This window comes from Colwellia sp. NW0002-52-1 (genome assembly GCF_057550865.1).
On the sequence record NZ_BAAJLU010000001.1, the window covers coordinates 511,587 to 527,739 of the forward strand.

Sequence of the window (16,153 nt, forward strand, 5' to 3'; positions counted from 1 at the left end):
ATGCAATAACAGTTAATCGATTCGTTTCTTTAAAGCCACTTCAAGCTTAGCACTTGCGGCAGCAATAAGTTGTTCCGTTGTTTCAAAATCAATACAAGCATCAGTCACCGAAACACCATATTTAAGCTCACTAAATGCTAAATCTGAGCTTTGGTTACCTTCGTTAATATTACTCTCTAGCATAATACCAATAATTGTTTTGTTACCGGCACAAATTTGATCAAATACATTGTCTGCCACGATAGGTTGTCGACGGTAATCTTTATTTGAATTTCCGTGTGAGCAATCAACAACAATACCCGGCTCTAAATTTTGCTTTGCTAATTCCGCTTCACATAACGCAACATTTTCTGCATCATAATTGGGCTTTTTACCGCCACGTAAAATTACATGACCATCTGGGTTACCTGACGTTTTAATTAGTGCCACTTGCCCCAAACGATTGATCCCCATAAACCTATGCGATGAGGCCGCAGATTGTAAAGCATTAATAGCAACACCTAAGCCACCGCTGGTGCCATTTTTAAAGCCAATTGGCATAGATAATCCGCTGGCCATTTCACGGTGAGTTTGTGACTCTGTCGTTCTCGCACCAATTGCCGACCAACTAAATAACTCAGCTAAATATTGTGGGCTAATTGGATCAAGTGCTTCAGTGGCAAGCGGTAAACCTAATTCTGTTAAATAGATTAATAACTCTCGTGCTTTACGCAAACCACTTTCTACATCAAATGAACCATCCATATGTGGATCGTTGATCAAACCTTTCCAACCAACAGTGGTACGAGGTTTTTCAAAATATACTCGCATTACAATGTATAAACTATCTTGGTATTTATCATGCAACTCTTTTAATTTTCTTGCGTAAGCTTTTGCTGCATCTAAGTCATGCACAGAACAAGGGCCAGAAATTACTAATAATCTATGATCTTTTTTATGAATAATATTGGCAATAATTGTGCGTGCATTTTTGACAAAAACCCGTCCTGCTTCTGGCAGAGGCAGTTCTTCTCTTAAAGCATTGGGAGTAATTAAAACATCTTCGGCATTCACATGAACATCGTTAAGTCTACTTTTAGGTATTTCAGTTGCGTTTGACGCAGTTAATGTTGAATTTGACATGGTTCTTTCCTGAATAGAGAGCAATTAAAGTAAGTTGTTAATATAAATAGTTAATCTGTGTAGTGAACTAAGGTGTTAAGTAAAACATTTTCGGTTAGCAGCTATGCCTGCTAATAACTAGGCCGCAAGAAGCGACTAGATAAAGTATGGGAGGTAATAATATCGGTATTGCAGATTGTGCACTTTTTAAACCCTAATAACTGTACATTTATGTTTACTTATTTTGTATCGTTTATATTACACTATAATTTACTTAGGTACAGCCCTATTATTAAAATTCGGATAAAAAAAAACGCCTTGCGGCGCTTTTTATAAAATTCGACTAAATGCTAGCCGTGTACAATGCGATTACTCACTAAATTATCTACAACTGCAGGGTCTGCTAATGTTGAAGTATCGCCCAAAGTATCTAAATCATTCTCAGCAATTTTACGTAAAATTCGTCGCATAATTTTTCCAGAGCGTGTTTTAGGTAAACCCGGCGCATATTGTATGTAGTCAGGTTTAGCAAAACGGCCTAGCTCTTTAGCAACAAATTCAGTTAACTCTTTTAGTAATGCATCAGATTCAGCCGCGTTATTCATTAAAGTAACATAAGCGTAAACACCTTGACCTTTAATTTCGTGTGGATAACCTACTACCGCAGCCTCAGCAACCGCAGGGTGCAAGACTAAAGCACTTTCAATTTCAGCAGTACCTAAACGGTGTCCAGAAACATTTAATACATCATCAACACGTCCAGTGATCCAATAAAAGCCGTCTTCGTCTCTTCTTGCACCATCGCCAGTAAAGTAGTTTCCAGGATACTGACTTAAATATGTTTGATAAAAGCGGTCATGATCACCATAAACACTGCGCAATTGTCCAGGCCAGCTGCCTGTTACCATTAACAAACCTTGATTTTCACCTTCTAAGGTATTGCCATCTTTATCAAACAAGGCCGGTTTAACACCAAAAAATGGTTTACCCGCTGCACCTGGTTTCATATCAACCGCGCCTGGTAGAGACGTTATTAATATCCCTCCCGTTTCTGTCTGCCACCAAGTATCAACAATTGGGCACTGACTTTTGCCTACAACTTTATAATACCATTGCCATGCTTCAGGATTGATTGGCTCGCCAACAGTCCCCAATAAACGTAGCGATGATAGATCTGATTTTTCTACAAAACTATCCCCAACACTCATTAATGCGCGGATAGCGGTTGGTGCGGTATAAAAAATATTAACTTGATGCTTATCACATACTTGCCAAAAGCGGCCAGCATCAGGGTAAGTAGGAACCCCTTCAAATACTAGTGTTGTTGCGCCATTAGCTAGTGGGCCATAAAAAATATAAGAATGACCTGTGATCCAACCTGCATCGGCTGTACACCAATATATTTCGCCTTCTTTATAGTCAAAGACATATTTATGGGTCATTGCGGCATAAAGTAAATAGCCACCACAAGTATGCAAAACACCTTTTGGAGTGCCTGTAGAGCCTGAGGTATATAAGATAAAGAGAGGGTCTTCAGCATCCATAACTTCTGGCTCACAAATAGCCGGAAGTTTGGCAACTTCTTCTTGATATTTAATATCAACTTTGTCATTCCAAGCAACGTCGCCACCAGTGCGCTCAACGACGATGACGGAATGAACACTAGGACATTCAGCTATTGCCGCATCAACATTAACTTTAAGTGGTATAACACGACCACCACGAAGACTTTCATCAGAAGTAATAACAACTTTGCAATCTGCATCAATAATACGTGAACGAATAGCTTCGGTTGAGAAGCCGCCAAATACAACTGAATGCACAGCTCCTATGCGTGCACAGGCTAACATTGCGTAGCCAATTTCGGGGATCATCGGCATATAAATACAAACACGATCGCCTTTTTTAACGCCACGTGCTTTTAATAAGTTCGCAAAACGACAAACATGGTCATGTAATTCTTGATACGTAATATTTTTATCTTCACTCGGGTCATCACCTTCCCAGATAATTGCCGTATCGTTAGCTTTAGTCGCTAAGTGACGATCAATACAGTTATAGCTAACGTTTAATTTACCGCCAGTAAACCAGTTAATTTTAGCTGATTTTAAATCTACATCTGAAACACTATCCCAAGGTTTATACCAATCAAGAAACTCTTCAGCTTGTTCTGCCCAAAACACATCAGGTTGTTCAATTGACTGCTTATACATAGCGTCATATTTGGCTGCATCGATATGTGTGTGAGCTTTGGCTTGCTCTAATACTGGATAATGGCTTTTTAGTTCTTGCATGCTTAATCCTTGAAATCTTGAATTTAATGGTTTATTTGTACCAACGAGCAAAGGGGTTGCTCAACCATCTTGTTAATTTAACTTACCAACATCATAACTCAAGTTTTAACGTTGTAATACACCACTAAAGTCGAATATTAATAGATCTTTCTTATTAATATTCGACAAAAATCACGTAATTAGATTGCAAGCTAAAAGTATTATTAATAGCGTTATTAACAAAAAATTGTGCAGAATTTCAGGAAGTTGAGATGCCTCAATTGAACAATTGAGGCTATAAAGTAAAGTTTTGGTTAACGTTTAATTCGACGAAAGACCATAAAAGACAAAAACATAGCAAATAAACCTAAAGTAGCAGGCTCGGGTACTGCAGTAGCAGGCAAACTAGGGCCATTAACATTGCTTACAGCCATTGCGTTACTTTGACGATATGTAAAAAATGATTGTATGCCTTTACCTGTTGGGGCTCTAACATAATCTGCAAGTGCTACCACTCCAATACTCTGGCTGTTACTGTAGTAAGCCATATATTGCTCATAACCATTGCCTACATTATCGCTAGTGAAACCCTTAACACCAAAGAAGTTTGAGCCTTCACTCATCGATTCACCTAATATAACTAAACTATTAACCACATTAATAAATGCACTTTCAGGTGAGCTGTAATAATGATAACCATTTCCTACTTTGGCAGTGCCGAAGTCATCATTAACTTCGTCATTTAAATCAAAGTTGCTAAATAAATTTGCGACTAAGTCACTACTTGCAAAGTTCCATTCATCATTTAATGACAAAAGGTAATCTTGATATTCAGTGAAATCCATGGTTCGAGTGAATGATAGATCAAGCCATTCTAATTGGCTCTCGGTGTCATAAGTAACACCGCCTGTAACGCCTAAATAGTCTCGTTCAATTAATGAGGCGGAGGCATTTAAAGAGAATAAGCCCGTTACAAATAGTAACTTGATAAAAAGGATACTGCGCATGAGTTTTCTTCCTCGAATATTTTTATTTTTGTTATTAATTCTTCTAATTTTTGTTATTAATTCTTCTATATATGCATAGAAACGTTAAGAAGCTCTCTATCTGTTAACATTTCGGTTACGAATTTACACACATTTAGTTACACTTGCAATAGGAACTCCCTTTTCTGCCTGTGAAATCGGCAACTTACATTAATTCACTACCTACTATAGGCAAAAAAGTTTATATCAATTGGTATAAGTTATTCCAATTTCATTATTTAAGGTTACTTAGCAAATAAAACACACAAAAAAACCTGCTTGGTTTCCCAAGCAGGTTTTTCGCATCATCTTTCTTTACTAGAAAACTAGCAGAAATTAAGCTTAAAAAAGCGTAATTATCTTTTTGCCAATTTCTCTTTGATACGTGCAGATTTACCTGAACGCTCACGAAGATAGTAAAGCTTAGCTTGACGTACATCACCGCGACGTTTGATTTCAATTGAATCAACGATTGGGCTATGTGTCTGGAATACACGCTCTACACCAACACCGTTTGAAATTTTACGAACAGTGAATGCAGAATTGATGCCGCGGTTTTTAATAGCAATTACAACACCTTCAAATGCTTGAAGACGTGATTTATCACCTTCTGTAACTTTTACTTGTACAACAACTGTATCGCCTGGGCGGTACGCTGGTACATCTTGCTTCATTTGCTCAGCTTCAAGCTGCTTAATAATATTACTCATAATACCTTCTTCCTAGGGTTCACAGTCATCAGTAGCATTATTGTTATCAGCTTTTATGGCTGTTAACATTTTCTGCTGCTCTGCTGTCAGAGCTAGGTTAGTTAATAGTTCTGGTCTTCTAGTCCATGTTCTTTCTAAAGACTGATATTGGCGCCATTGCCTTATATGTTCGTGATTACCACTTAATAGCACTTTAGGAACAGACTTAGTTTCGTTATCTGAAACGTCCATAACTTCTGGCCTAGTGTAATGTGGACAATCTAATAAACCGTCAGAAAATGAATCCTGCTCAGCTGATTGTTGATGTCCTAATACTCCAGGAACAAAGCGTGCTACGGCATCGATTACGTTCATAGCAGGTAATTCCCCACCACTTAATACGTAATCTCCGACCGACCATTCTTCGTCAATTTCTGACTCAATTAATCGTTCGTCTATGCCTTCATAACGTCCTGCTATAAATATCAGTCGGTCATGTTGTGCTAATTCGCGTACACCAGCTTGGTCCAATTTCCGTCCTTGCGGCGACAAATAAATAACCTTTGCTTTACCCTTTGCTTTAATAAGCTCAGGGCTGCTATTTTCATCTGCAGCTTTTCTTGCAGCTTGAATAGCATCTCGTAATGGTTGCACCATCATAAGCATCCCAGGTCCGCCGCCGTAAGGTCGGTCGTCCACTGTACGATGTTTATCATGAGTAAACTCTCTTGGGTTCCACGTGTGAAACTCAATTAAGCCATTACGAATCGCTCGGCCTGTCACCCCATACTCAGTAATTGCGTCAAACATCTCGGGAAAAAGGCTTATCACCCCAATCCACATTTTCTTATTGCTAAGTATGTTTGTTGATACACTATTACTCAAGTTAGAAACCTGGGTCCCAGTCAACACAAATTTGTTTATTTTCAGTGCTTACCGAAAGTATAACTTGGTCCATTAAGTAAGGGATTAACCTTTCTTTTTTCCCGAAGCCATCTTTCAAGTTAGCTTTCACAACCAGTACATCGTTAGCGCCCGTTTCCATTATGTCGGAAACCTGACCTAGGTCGTAACCTTTGTCAGTAACTACTGTCATGCCGATAAGATCACGCCAATAAAACTCACCCTCAGGCAAGTCTGATAACGCGTCTTCGCTAACAAATATTTCAGAGCCAACAAGCTTTTGGGCTATGTCACGATCATCAATACCTGCAACTTTAACAACAAGACCATTGTTATGTTTACGCCAATCGGTAATTTCTACTGATTGAACTTTATTTCCTAATTTTAAAGACCAAGGAAAATAGTCTAGTATGGCTTCTTGGTCATCTGTGAATGAATGAATCTTCAACCAACCTTTGATACCGTAGACTGCGCCTACTTTACCTAAAGTGACATCTTTACCTATTACTTCCACAACAAACTCCTAAAACCTACCAAAGTTAATTAAGCTGCTTTTTGAGCATCTTTAACTAATTTGGCCACACGATCAGATACAGTTGCACCTTGACCAACCCAATGGTTGACACGGTCTAGGTCTAAACGTAATTTTTCCGCTTGACCTTGCGCTGTAGGGTTGAAGAAACCAACTTTCTCGATGAAACGACCATCGCGAGAGTTACGGCTATCTGCAACAACAACCTGATAGAATGGACGCTTCTTTGCGCCGCCACGAGCTAAACGAATGGTAACCATATCGTCCTCTATATAATTTAAGTGTTAAAACGAATTTTCCAGACATTTCTATCGCCTCAGCGACAGAAAAGCTCGCGTATTTTACGCTTTCCTGCTGATAAAGCAACCTAAAGCGCGTGATTGATTAATTATTTCGCAAATCAGTAACGTTATTAGTATTATTAGCGCTATAATTCTGCCCTCAATAATATAATAATCGAGCGCAACTTCACTTACGCTTAACTTACCTTTCTGGCTGGATAAAAATGACCAAACTCGTCAACAATAGTGCAAAAGGATTAACGCTAGCTATGGTCACAGCAATAATGTGGGGAATTTTGCCCCTAGCGCTAAAGTCTGTTTTGCTTTTAATGGATGCTTATACCATTACTTGGTATCGCTTCTTGTTCGCGGCTTTCTTCGTTGGCATATTATTATCTGTAAAAAATAAAATCCCCAACTCTGCTTTGAAAAGCCCCAGTAGAATGAAGCAACTTTTATTTGCCGCCATATTACTGAGCTTAAACTACATTCTCTATTTGATTTCATTGCATTATATTCCGGCTGAAACCGCACAAATGCTGATACAAATGGCGCCTTTTTTCATGTTACTTGGCAGTGTTCTGATATTAAAAGAACATTTCAGTCGAGGACAAATGCTTGGCTCCTTGGTATTAGTTTCAGGTTTAGTATTATTTTTTAATCAACAATTTATTAATAATGTAGGCCTTGATAACAGTGACTTTTTACTGGGGTTTGTGATTATATTTGGCGCGGCAGTAACGTGGGCAGCTTATGCTATTATTCAAAAACAACTGTTGGGTTACTACAGCTCAAATCAAATTATGTGGTGTATCTATTTATTAAGCGCCGTATTCTTTTTACCGTTAGCAAGTCCGCTACAAATAGCCACATTAGATAACACCGCTTTGCTGCTGTTATTATTTTGCTGTGCAAACACGCTTATTGCTTATGGCACTTTTGCTAAATCATTAGAATACTTACCCACGGCAAAAGTAAGCGCGACATTGGCCGTTACCCCGCTACTGACGGTAATTTTTGCAACTATCGCAGAGTTAATTTGGCCTACAAACTTCCAAGCCCAGCATTTAAATATTCTTGCTTATATTGGAGCAGGTTTAGTGGTGTGCGGTTCAATGCTAACTGCTCTAGGTGACAGAATAGTGAATAGAAAAAACATTAACGCATTGAAATATTATTTGGGGTTTAAGAAAGTCAGCTAATACCAAATGGAATAAGTTATTGACGATTTAAACCACCTTAAAATGATCGATTATTTATTTCAATTGGTATAAAAGTAACTTTCGTTTAATTATTTAAAACCAAGATATACTGGTATTTCTCAAAAAATCAAACAACAGAAAGCAAAAAGGTAGCTATTCGCTACCTTCTATCTATCAATATTAAGTTCAATACTGGTTGTTAACGGCCAAACATACCGCCGCCACCCATGCCACCACCTGGCGGCATCATGCCCTTCATTGAGCGCATCATTTTTTGCATGCCACCTTTGCCAGACATTTTCTTCATCATTTTTTGCATTTGCGTAAATTGTTTTAATAACTTATTTACGTCTTGTATTTGCGTACCTGAACCAGCAGCAATACGACGCTTGCGCGAGCCTTTAATGATTTCTGGTCGTTGACGTTCAGCCGGAGTCATAGAGTTGATCATAGCTTCCATACGTATGGTTACTTTGTCATCCATTTGACCTTTAACTTGTTCAGACATATTTCCCATTCCTGGTAACTTGTCCATTAAGCCCATCATGCCGCCCATGCTTTTCATTTGCACAAGTTGGTCACGAAAATCTTCTAAATCAAAGCCTTTACCGCTTTTAACTTTTTTAGCTAGTTTTTCAGCTTGTTTACGATCAACTTTTTGCTCTACTTCTTCAATTAAAGAAAGTACATCGCCCATACCCAATATACGCGAAGCAATACGGTCTGGATGGAAAGGCTCTAACGCTTCAATTTTTTCGCCAACACCCATAAACTTAATAGGCTTGCCGGTGATATGGCGAATAGATAGCGCAGCACCACCGCGTGCATCACCATCAGTTTTCGTTAAAATAACGCCGGTTAATGGTAACGCATCGTTAAATGCTTTCGCCGTATTTGCCGCATCTTGACCTGTCATTGCGTCAACGGTAAATAATGTTTCAATCGGTTTGATTGCTGAATGTAGTTCTTGGATTTCAGCCATCATATCGCCGTCGATATGCAAACGACCGGCAGTATCAACAATTAACACATCAAAGAAATTTTTCTTGGCGTGGTCAATAGCCGCATTAGCAATATCAATTGGCTTTTGTTTAATGTCACTTGGGAAAAAGCCAACGTTAATCTCGTTTGCTAATGTTTCAAGCTGTTTAATTGCGGCAGGACGATATACATCAGCACTCACCACAAGTACTTTTTTCTTTTCGCGTTCAGTTAAAAACTTCGCTAATTTTGCAACCGAGGTAGTTTTACCAGCACCCTGTAAGCCAGCCATTAGCACTACAGCTGGTGGAGTAGCTTTTAAGTCAAGTGCTTCATTAACTTCACCCATTGCTGCTTCAAGTTCTTTTTGGACAATTTTTACAAAAACTTGTCCTGGCGTTAGGCTTTTTGAAACATCTTGCCCAACCGCACTTTCTTTTACTTTAGCAATAAACTCGCGAATAACCGGTAATGCAACATCGGCTTCTAATAATGCCATGCGCACTTCGCGTAAAGTTTCTTTTATATTGTCTTCAGTTAAGCGACCACGGCCACTGATATTTTTTAGTGTTTTCGTTAAACGATCGGAAAGATTTTCAAACATAAATGACTCAAATATTAACTTTGCGCAAAAAATTAGCTCTATTATACCCGTACAATTAATTAGCGAAAGTAGAAGTTATGCTTTTAAGGTAAAGACTTAGCTTTAAAGAATGTAGAAAACTAGTATATCGTACGATATCCCCCCAATTTGTTTTTATAAACCACTGATAACTCGACAATGTATTACGAGTTCTTACGGCAAATTGCATAGGTTCTTCTTAACGATTGCAAAACGATGTAAATGCTTGATATAAAATAAGCATTAGTTATGGTGTCTTATAGCTATTCTGCTAGAATCGCAGTGTAATCTAATTGATAACAGTTTTTCTTTTTTCGGAGCATTTTGTGGAATTTTCAAGTATCACTGCTTTTACTGCCTTTGTTTGTTATAGCGTAGCGACGATATCAATTTTATCTCGCTTGTTTCACCCTAAAGGCCCGAATATTATCATTACGTTAATTTTTGCTTCTTTAGCGATTATTTTCCATGTCTTAAGCAGTACTCAGTTTTTAAACTCTCATAATCACCTTAATTTTTCATTACCTAATGTTGTTTCGCTTGTTAGTTTAATTATTACACTTGTTATCTCTACTGTTGCACTGCGTTTTAAGGTGAATTTATTGCTGCCGGGTATTTATGGCTTTGCGGGTCTTTGGCAACTTAGTATGATTTTTATTTCTCCGGTTGGTAACCTAGAAATTGTGTCAGATAAAGTCGCAATGCTAAGTCATATTACACTTGCACTTATCGCCTATTGTATTCTGGTGATTGCTACGCTTTATGCTTTCCAAGTTGCCTATATCAATCAAAAACTAAAGAGTAAGAACTTCCAAGCTGTTCATCATTTACCGCCATTAATGCAGGTAGAGCAACAGCTATTTGTTATCTTATTAATGGGCAGTATCTGTTTGCTACTTAGCCAAGTCATTGGTTTTATATTTCTTGATGGCATGATCTCGAAAGAAAACGCTCATAAAACAGTACTATCGTTGATCGCATGCGTAATTTATTTTGCTACGTTATGGGGGCATTTCAAACTAGGTTGGCGAGGACAGCGCGTGCTTACATTAACACTAATTGCGACTTTTCTTCTTACTTTGGCTTATTTTGGTAGTCGATTTGTGAAAGAGTTTCTCTTATTATAAATTTTAGCGTATAAGTTACCTTTGTATTACGTTTCAACTTTTACTGTAATGCTGATTTCAATTAATATATAGGATCCATTTTGGATAACATCTCTACCGATATGCTGTTTGTCGTGCTTGGCATTCTCATATTTATATCTGCCTATTTCTCTGGTTCAGAAACAGGCATGATGTCGATAAATCGATATCGTTTAAAACATCTTGAAAAACAACATCACCGAGGCGCTAAGCGAGTCAGTAAATTACTGGCAAAACCTGATAAATTAATCGGTTTAATTTTAATTGGCAATAACCTTGTTAATATTTTCGCAACCCTTATTACGGGTATTATTGCTCAGCGTTTATATGGTGATGCCGGCGTTTTCTATTCGGGCTTAATACTTACGCTAGTTATCTTAATTTTTGCTGAAATCACACCAAAAACATTAGCCGCGTTATACCCTGAAAAAGTCGCATTTCCTAGCTCATTGCTGCTAACTTTACTGCTAAAGTTATTATATCCGTTCGTTATTGCTGTTAATTGGATCACCAATGGCATTCTAGCCTTGTTAGGCATTAGTTCAGAACAACGAGAGCAACACAGTCTTAGCTCTGAAGAACTGAGAACTGTGGTCAATGAATCTGGTGCGTTATTAAAATCTAAAGATCAAGATATGCTGGTAGGTATTCTTGATTTAGAAAACGTTACCGTTGAAGACATAATGATCCCGCGTAACGAACTCGTAGGTATTGATATAAATAACGAGTGGAAACGTATTCAAAAACAATTAACCCAATCAAACCATACTCGCGTGTTGTTATATCGTGACAATATCGATGATGTTGTAGGTTATGTACATGTTCGTGATGCTTTAAGGCTTGTTTCAAAAGAGCAATTCACTAAAGCCACTTTGTTGCGTGCAGTGCGAGAAATCTACTTTATTCCTGAAGGCACGCCACTTAATGTTCAACTACTGAAATTTCAGCATGCAAAAGAACGTCTTGGTTTAGTTGTTGATGAATATGGCGATATTCAAGGCTTAGTAACATTAGAAGATATTCTAGAAGAAATTGTTGGTGATTTTACCACGACCATGACACCGACCACCAGTGACGAAGTTAACATACAACCTGATGGCAGTTATTTAGTTGATGGTAGTGCAACCGTGCGTGACATTAATAAAGAAATGACCTGGAACTTCCCTACTGACGGTCCTAAAACAATAAATGGTTTAATTTTAGAGTATTTAGAAGATATTCCTGAAGCTAATTTAAGTGTAAGAATTTCAGGCTACCCACTTGAGATAATTGAAGTTAAAGACAATATGATAAAAACAGTGAGAATTTTGCCAGACTTCTATGATGGGATAAAACCTTAATAGCTATTAAAAAAACTTACCTCTAGTATCATGCAGCATTAATTACTTAGTGCTGCCTTTACTCTTCTCTTTAAAAACTAACACCTTTTAGAACTCGCACCTTCTAGAACTAGCAAATCTGCCTGCTAGTGAAGTTTTATGATAGCGACCGAATTAATCGTGGTATTTTCAATCATGTAAAAGCGAGTTATTAAGGGTAGGCGTAAAGCTGAACATTTTTAATAAACACTTGCTTAATTATGTACACAACATTTTCATTTAAACGATTAAAAGTGAAGAGTAAATTAATCAGCTGGCTATAACAATAGTGACTAATTATTTGCCTCAATAAGACAGTTTTAATCGCGTTTGCTTTCGTAGTTTTCACGATGATATTTGTGTATTTCGCTTTAAATTAAACTAAGCGCGATCGCCATATAAGAATGAATTAAATATATTTTTGTGGATAGAAATAACGTGAGCAGAAGTTAATAACAAAGTTATACACAGCTTTAGATCGGAGGATTAAGTTTCCACAATTTCTGTGGATAACAAATGCAAGCCCTACCAGAAAGCGGCTTTGTATTTTGCAATCAATATTTGGAAAAAAAATGAAGTTTTTTTTTAATTTTTTATTGCTTATTTGCCAAGCCTTATTCTCGCTGATTTTGGCATAAAAAATAGAATAAAAAGCCAACTCTGGCAAGAACTATGCAATAACTTGTTGGTCAACTTTAGCGTAATAACTGGGTTACTATTTAACCTGAACTCTGGATAAGCAGCACTTGCTCAATGCTCCCTTTTAAGCCATTTTCTGCGTTAAAACGTCGATAAATAGCCCGCTATTCATAAACGTTTTGCCTTGGAAATGGCATAAAATGAAGCATTGATGATATCTATTCGTGATGTTCACCTGGCTATAGCATTTACTTTATTACCTAAGCTTTTGGTTCAATTGAGTTTCAAGCACTCATTATCCAGAGTTCAGGTTATTTAATAAAATATGACGTGAACTTAACAGAGATATAAAGCGATTTAATAACGTGAAGTGTAATTGTAATGCTATCTACTAATATCTATTTCAAACTTGAGGTTAGCTTACAAGACCTTCAATTTAATGTCTCGCATGAGCCATTAAAGAGTGCAACATTGCTTAACTCTAAAACGAGGCTGCAAGTAGCAACCTCGAGATAAGTTAATCCGTTAGTCCTCAAAGAATAAGCGCCATAACCAACCATGGTCCAGTTCTTTTTCGCAGCTTTTAAGTTGGCTAGAATAACGCTTCGAACGGTTATCTACTTTTCGAGCAACCTTAGTCAGCCACCCTTTCTTTTTGTAAGTTTTACGCTTAAATCCACCCCAGCCCTCATGGTAATTTAAATACTGATTATAGGCGTCCCATTTAGATACTTTATTAATTTTTTGCGTTTTATAAATAAACCAACCCATGAAATCCATCGCATCATCAAAGTCATCACGATCAGCACCAGAATTATCTGTTTCTCTGATGTAATCTTCCCAAGTCATGGTTTTGGCCTGTGAATAACCATAAGCCGTACTTACTCGCCCCCAAGGAATAAAACCTAGCAAGTAATCTCTAGGAGGCAAAGCTCCGGCTTTAAATGAGCTTTCTTGATACATCATACTCATAGGTACATGGATAGGAACTCCCCAACGCTCACGCATGTCTTTTGCAGCGAAGTACCAACCTCTATGTTCACGAAATATTTCACAAAGGTTTTCAGGGTTTTTAGGTGGACTGGTCGCACAACTCGATAAAGTTATACAAGCTAAAGCAGAAATAAATAATGTTTTGAAAAAAGTCATGAATGCTGACACTTAGAGTTGAGTTAATAATATCATGCCAGAATATTTATAGGTTTTCAGGTTAAAGTCATCATATATTTCACTTTTATTATTTAAACTTTAAAGATTAATTTAAATATATTCCTAAAATGACGCTTATTTTTATAATTTATTATTTTTATTTAAGTAATGCATTTGAGTCAATGAAAAAATTTTCAATGCTATTTTTTATACCCTCAATTAAGCGTGACTTGTAAGCAAAACTTATCGCTTAAGTGTCTTGATATTTGGTAAAGCTGGGATTGATATTAGATAACCGAGAGGTAGGGATAACTGCGCTTTGATTAACTTGTTTCTGTACAAGTATTTATTAGAAAATAAAAAGCGATAATTAAAAATAAAATTGAACGATAAATGAACTATTGAGAATTCCACTGGTCCTAACTTATGAAAGCTAAACCTCCCTGGACTGCTTTCTTATTATTTACAGCGCGTTACCTTAACGCGCTATTTTTTTGCCTACTATTTCATAAAATATATTCTTGATATTTTAAGCGAATGTATTGCTTAAATTAGCGAGATATTATTTAAGCAAAGTAATCTTGAAGAAAAGTATCAAAATCAACCTTGTCACTTTGCTCTATTTCCAACTGATTTTGTAAAGAAGTAGCAACTGTTTCACTAAAGTATTGCGCATTAAACGCTTGATAGTCATTTGCTAATAGTTGTTGACGATAGTTTGTTGCTTTGGTTAAGGCCATTTTCGTTAATGATTGATTTTCATCCACAACGGCAGTTAATATTTTTGCCGATGGGGTTAATTTCGAGTGAGTTATTTTTTCAGCTTCGTGATTAAGTGCTTCACGGTACCGTTCACTTTGGTTCGCTTTATCTAATAAGTTTGCAACTTCAGTCATTTTAGCAAACAGTTCATTACCCCATTGCTGTACTGATTTATCTTGCTCGCCATCACGTAACAATAATTGTGGATCGCGGCCTCGAACAACAACTTCATCCATATTTTCTTCACAGATCCCTTGTTCGGTACAGCTCAATGTTGGGCTATCTTCTAACATACAGAAAGTCAGGAAAGTATCTAAGAATCGAATTTGCTCAACGCTAATACCGGTTGCCGAATCTGGGTTTACATCAAGCGCTCGCACTTCAATATATTCTACGCCTCTATTTCTTAACGCTTCAGATGGTTTCTCACCTGGTTTAGCAACACACTTTGGGCGTACTGGCGCGTATAATTCGTTTTCAATTTGTAATACATTACTATTTAGCTGTTGGTATTTACCGTCTACTTTAATGCCAATTTTTTCGAATTTTTTCGACGGTAAGTTAATCGCATTTTTCACACCATCTAAATAACCCGACAAATTGTTATAACAAATTTGTAATGATGACTGTTCGCTATTGGTATAGCCTAAATCACTCATTCTTAATGATGTTGCATGCTCAAGGTACATGTAGCCTTTTTCAGACTTTTTAAACGGTAAGTCTGTTGGTTTATTCTTTAAAAACGAGCTGCAAATGGCGGGTGAACTGCCATACAAATAAGGGATCAACCAACAAAATCGTTTATAGTTTCTAAGTAAGGCAAAATATTTTTCAGAAATATAATCATCAAGGTTATCGGTATTTTCTTCTATGGCTTGCAGCGACTGAAAGAAACTATGTGGAAAAGAAAAATTAAAATGAATACCCGAAATAACTTGCATCATACTGCCATAACGATTTTTTAAACCCTGTCGATAAACCGTTTTCATTCTGCCAATGTTAGATTTGCCAAACTGTGCTAAAGGTATTTTGTCATCGTCTTCAATAAAACAAGGCATACTCATTGGCCATAACAATTCACCGTCAAGTTGGCTTAAGGTGAATTTTTGTACATCTTCTAGTTGCGCGATTGCCATTTCGGGTACATGGCTAACCGGAGTAATAAATTCAAGTAAGGTTTCTGAATAATCTGTAGTGATATTAGGGTGTGTTAAAGCAGAGCCGATAAGTACACTGTGTTCGCGTTCAGATAAGCGCCCCTGTGGCAGCACTCTAAGTGCTTCGCGCTCTATGCCTCGACCAAATTGGCTAAAACTTATGAGATGTTCATCTTGAGAAAAAGCCGAGATATATTCGTTTAATGATAAAGTCAAAATAATTCCTGATGCGAAACGCCAGTGAGTAACCAACTATTTAAGGGTGAAAACCAATTTTTCAATACCTACAATGATTTATTATTGTCTATTTATGCAAAAGCACAAACTAAAACAA

General features: G+C 37.2%; 13 protein-coding genes. 3 read left to right on the forward strand and 10 right to left on the reverse strand.

Annotated elements, in window-relative coordinates; all coding sequences use genetic code 11:
• Positions 1-12: 12 nt before the first annotated feature.
• The 7 genes from AC27H3_RS02125 to rpsP form a co-directional block, all read right to left on the reverse strand.
• Entirely contained in the window at positions 13-1,122 is a 1,110-nt protein-coding gene (locus AC27H3_RS02125) for a 3-deoxy-7-phosphoheptulonate synthase (RefSeq protein WP_487103346.1), read from the reverse strand.
• Positions 1,123-1,451: 329 nt separating this feature from the next.
• A complete protein-coding gene (gene acs / locus AC27H3_RS02130; RefSeq protein WP_487103348.1) occupies positions 1,452-3,395 on the reverse strand; it encodes an acetate--CoA ligase in 1,944 nt (647 codons plus the stop codon).
• A gap of 293 nt (positions 3,396-3,688) precedes the next feature.
• On the reverse strand, positions 3,689-4,381 hold the full coding sequence (locus tag AC27H3_RS02135; protein WP_487103350.1) for a PEP-CTERM sorting domain-containing protein: 693 nt from the start codon (positions 4,379-4,381) through the stop codon (positions 3,689-3,691).
• Between the two features lie 374 nt (positions 4,382-4,755).
• Entirely contained in the window at positions 4,756-5,109 is a 354-nt protein-coding gene (rplS, locus tag AC27H3_RS02140) for a 50S ribosomal protein L19 (protein ID WP_487103352.1), read from the reverse strand.
• 12 nt (positions 5,110-5,121) lie between these two features.
• Entirely contained in the window at positions 5,122-5,931 is an 810-nt protein-coding gene (gene trmD, locus AC27H3_RS02145; protein ID WP_487103528.1) for a tRNA (guanosine(37)-N1)-methyltransferase TrmD, read from the reverse strand.
• A gap of 43 nt (positions 5,932-5,974) precedes the next feature.
• Positions 5,975-6,505: a ribosome maturation factor RimM gene (rimM, locus tag AC27H3_RS02150; protein ID WP_408607653.1), complete on the reverse strand. Its 531-nt coding sequence runs from the start codon at positions 6,503-6,505 to the stop codon at positions 5,975-5,977.
• Positions 6,506-6,534: 29 nt separating this feature from the next.
• Positions 6,535-6,783 (reverse strand): 30S ribosomal protein S16, encoded by a 249-nt coding sequence (gene rpsP, locus AC27H3_RS02155; RefSeq protein ID WP_077286254.1) that lies wholly within the window; start codon positions 6,781-6,783, stop codon positions 6,535-6,537.
• 245 nt (positions 6,784-7,028) lie between these two features.
• Here rpsP and AC27H3_RS02160 point away from each other — a divergent pair, with 245 nt between their 5' ends.
• On the forward strand, positions 7,029-8,006 hold the full coding sequence (locus tag AC27H3_RS02160; protein ID WP_085301328.1) for a DMT family transporter: 978 nt from the start codon (positions 7,029-7,031) through the stop codon (positions 8,004-8,006).
• Between the two features lie 199 nt (positions 8,007-8,205).
• Here AC27H3_RS02160 and ffh read toward each other — a convergent pair whose 3' ends face one another.
• On the reverse strand, positions 8,206-9,591 hold the full coding sequence (gene ffh, locus AC27H3_RS02165) for a signal recognition particle protein (protein ID WP_085301327.1): 1,386 nt from the start codon (positions 9,589-9,591) through the stop codon (positions 8,206-8,208).
• Between the two features lie 344 nt (positions 9,592-9,935).
• On the opposite strand from ffh, the gene AC27H3_RS02170 reads away from it, so the two are divergent.
• Positions 9,936-10,736 carry a cytochrome C assembly family protein gene (locus AC27H3_RS02170; RefSeq protein ID WP_487103355.1) on the forward strand — a complete coding sequence of 267 codons (801 nt, stop codon included), beginning with the start codon at positions 9,936-9,938 and terminating at the stop codon, positions 10,734-10,736.
• A gap of 80 nt (positions 10,737-10,816) precedes the next feature.
• Entirely contained in the window at positions 10,817-12,094 is a 1,278-nt protein-coding gene (locus AC27H3_RS02175; RefSeq protein WP_487103357.1) for an HlyC/CorC family transporter, read from the forward strand.
• Between the two features lie 1,182 nt (positions 12,095-13,276).
• On the opposite strand, the gene AC27H3_RS02180 is transcribed toward AC27H3_RS02175, so the two are convergent.
• The gene (locus AC27H3_RS02180; protein ID WP_487103358.1) at positions 13,277-13,900 is read right to left on the reverse strand and encodes a transglycosylase SLT domain-containing protein; all 624 of its coding nucleotides are present in this window, start codon (positions 13,898-13,900) and stop codon (positions 13,277-13,279) included.
• Positions 13,901-14,466: 566 nt separating this feature from the next.
• Positions 14,467-16,035: a glutamate--cysteine ligase gene (gshA, locus tag AC27H3_RS02185; protein WP_487103360.1), complete on the reverse strand. Its 1,569-nt coding sequence runs from the start codon at positions 16,033-16,035 to the stop codon at positions 14,467-14,469.
• Positions 16,036-16,153: the final 118 nt, after the last annotated feature.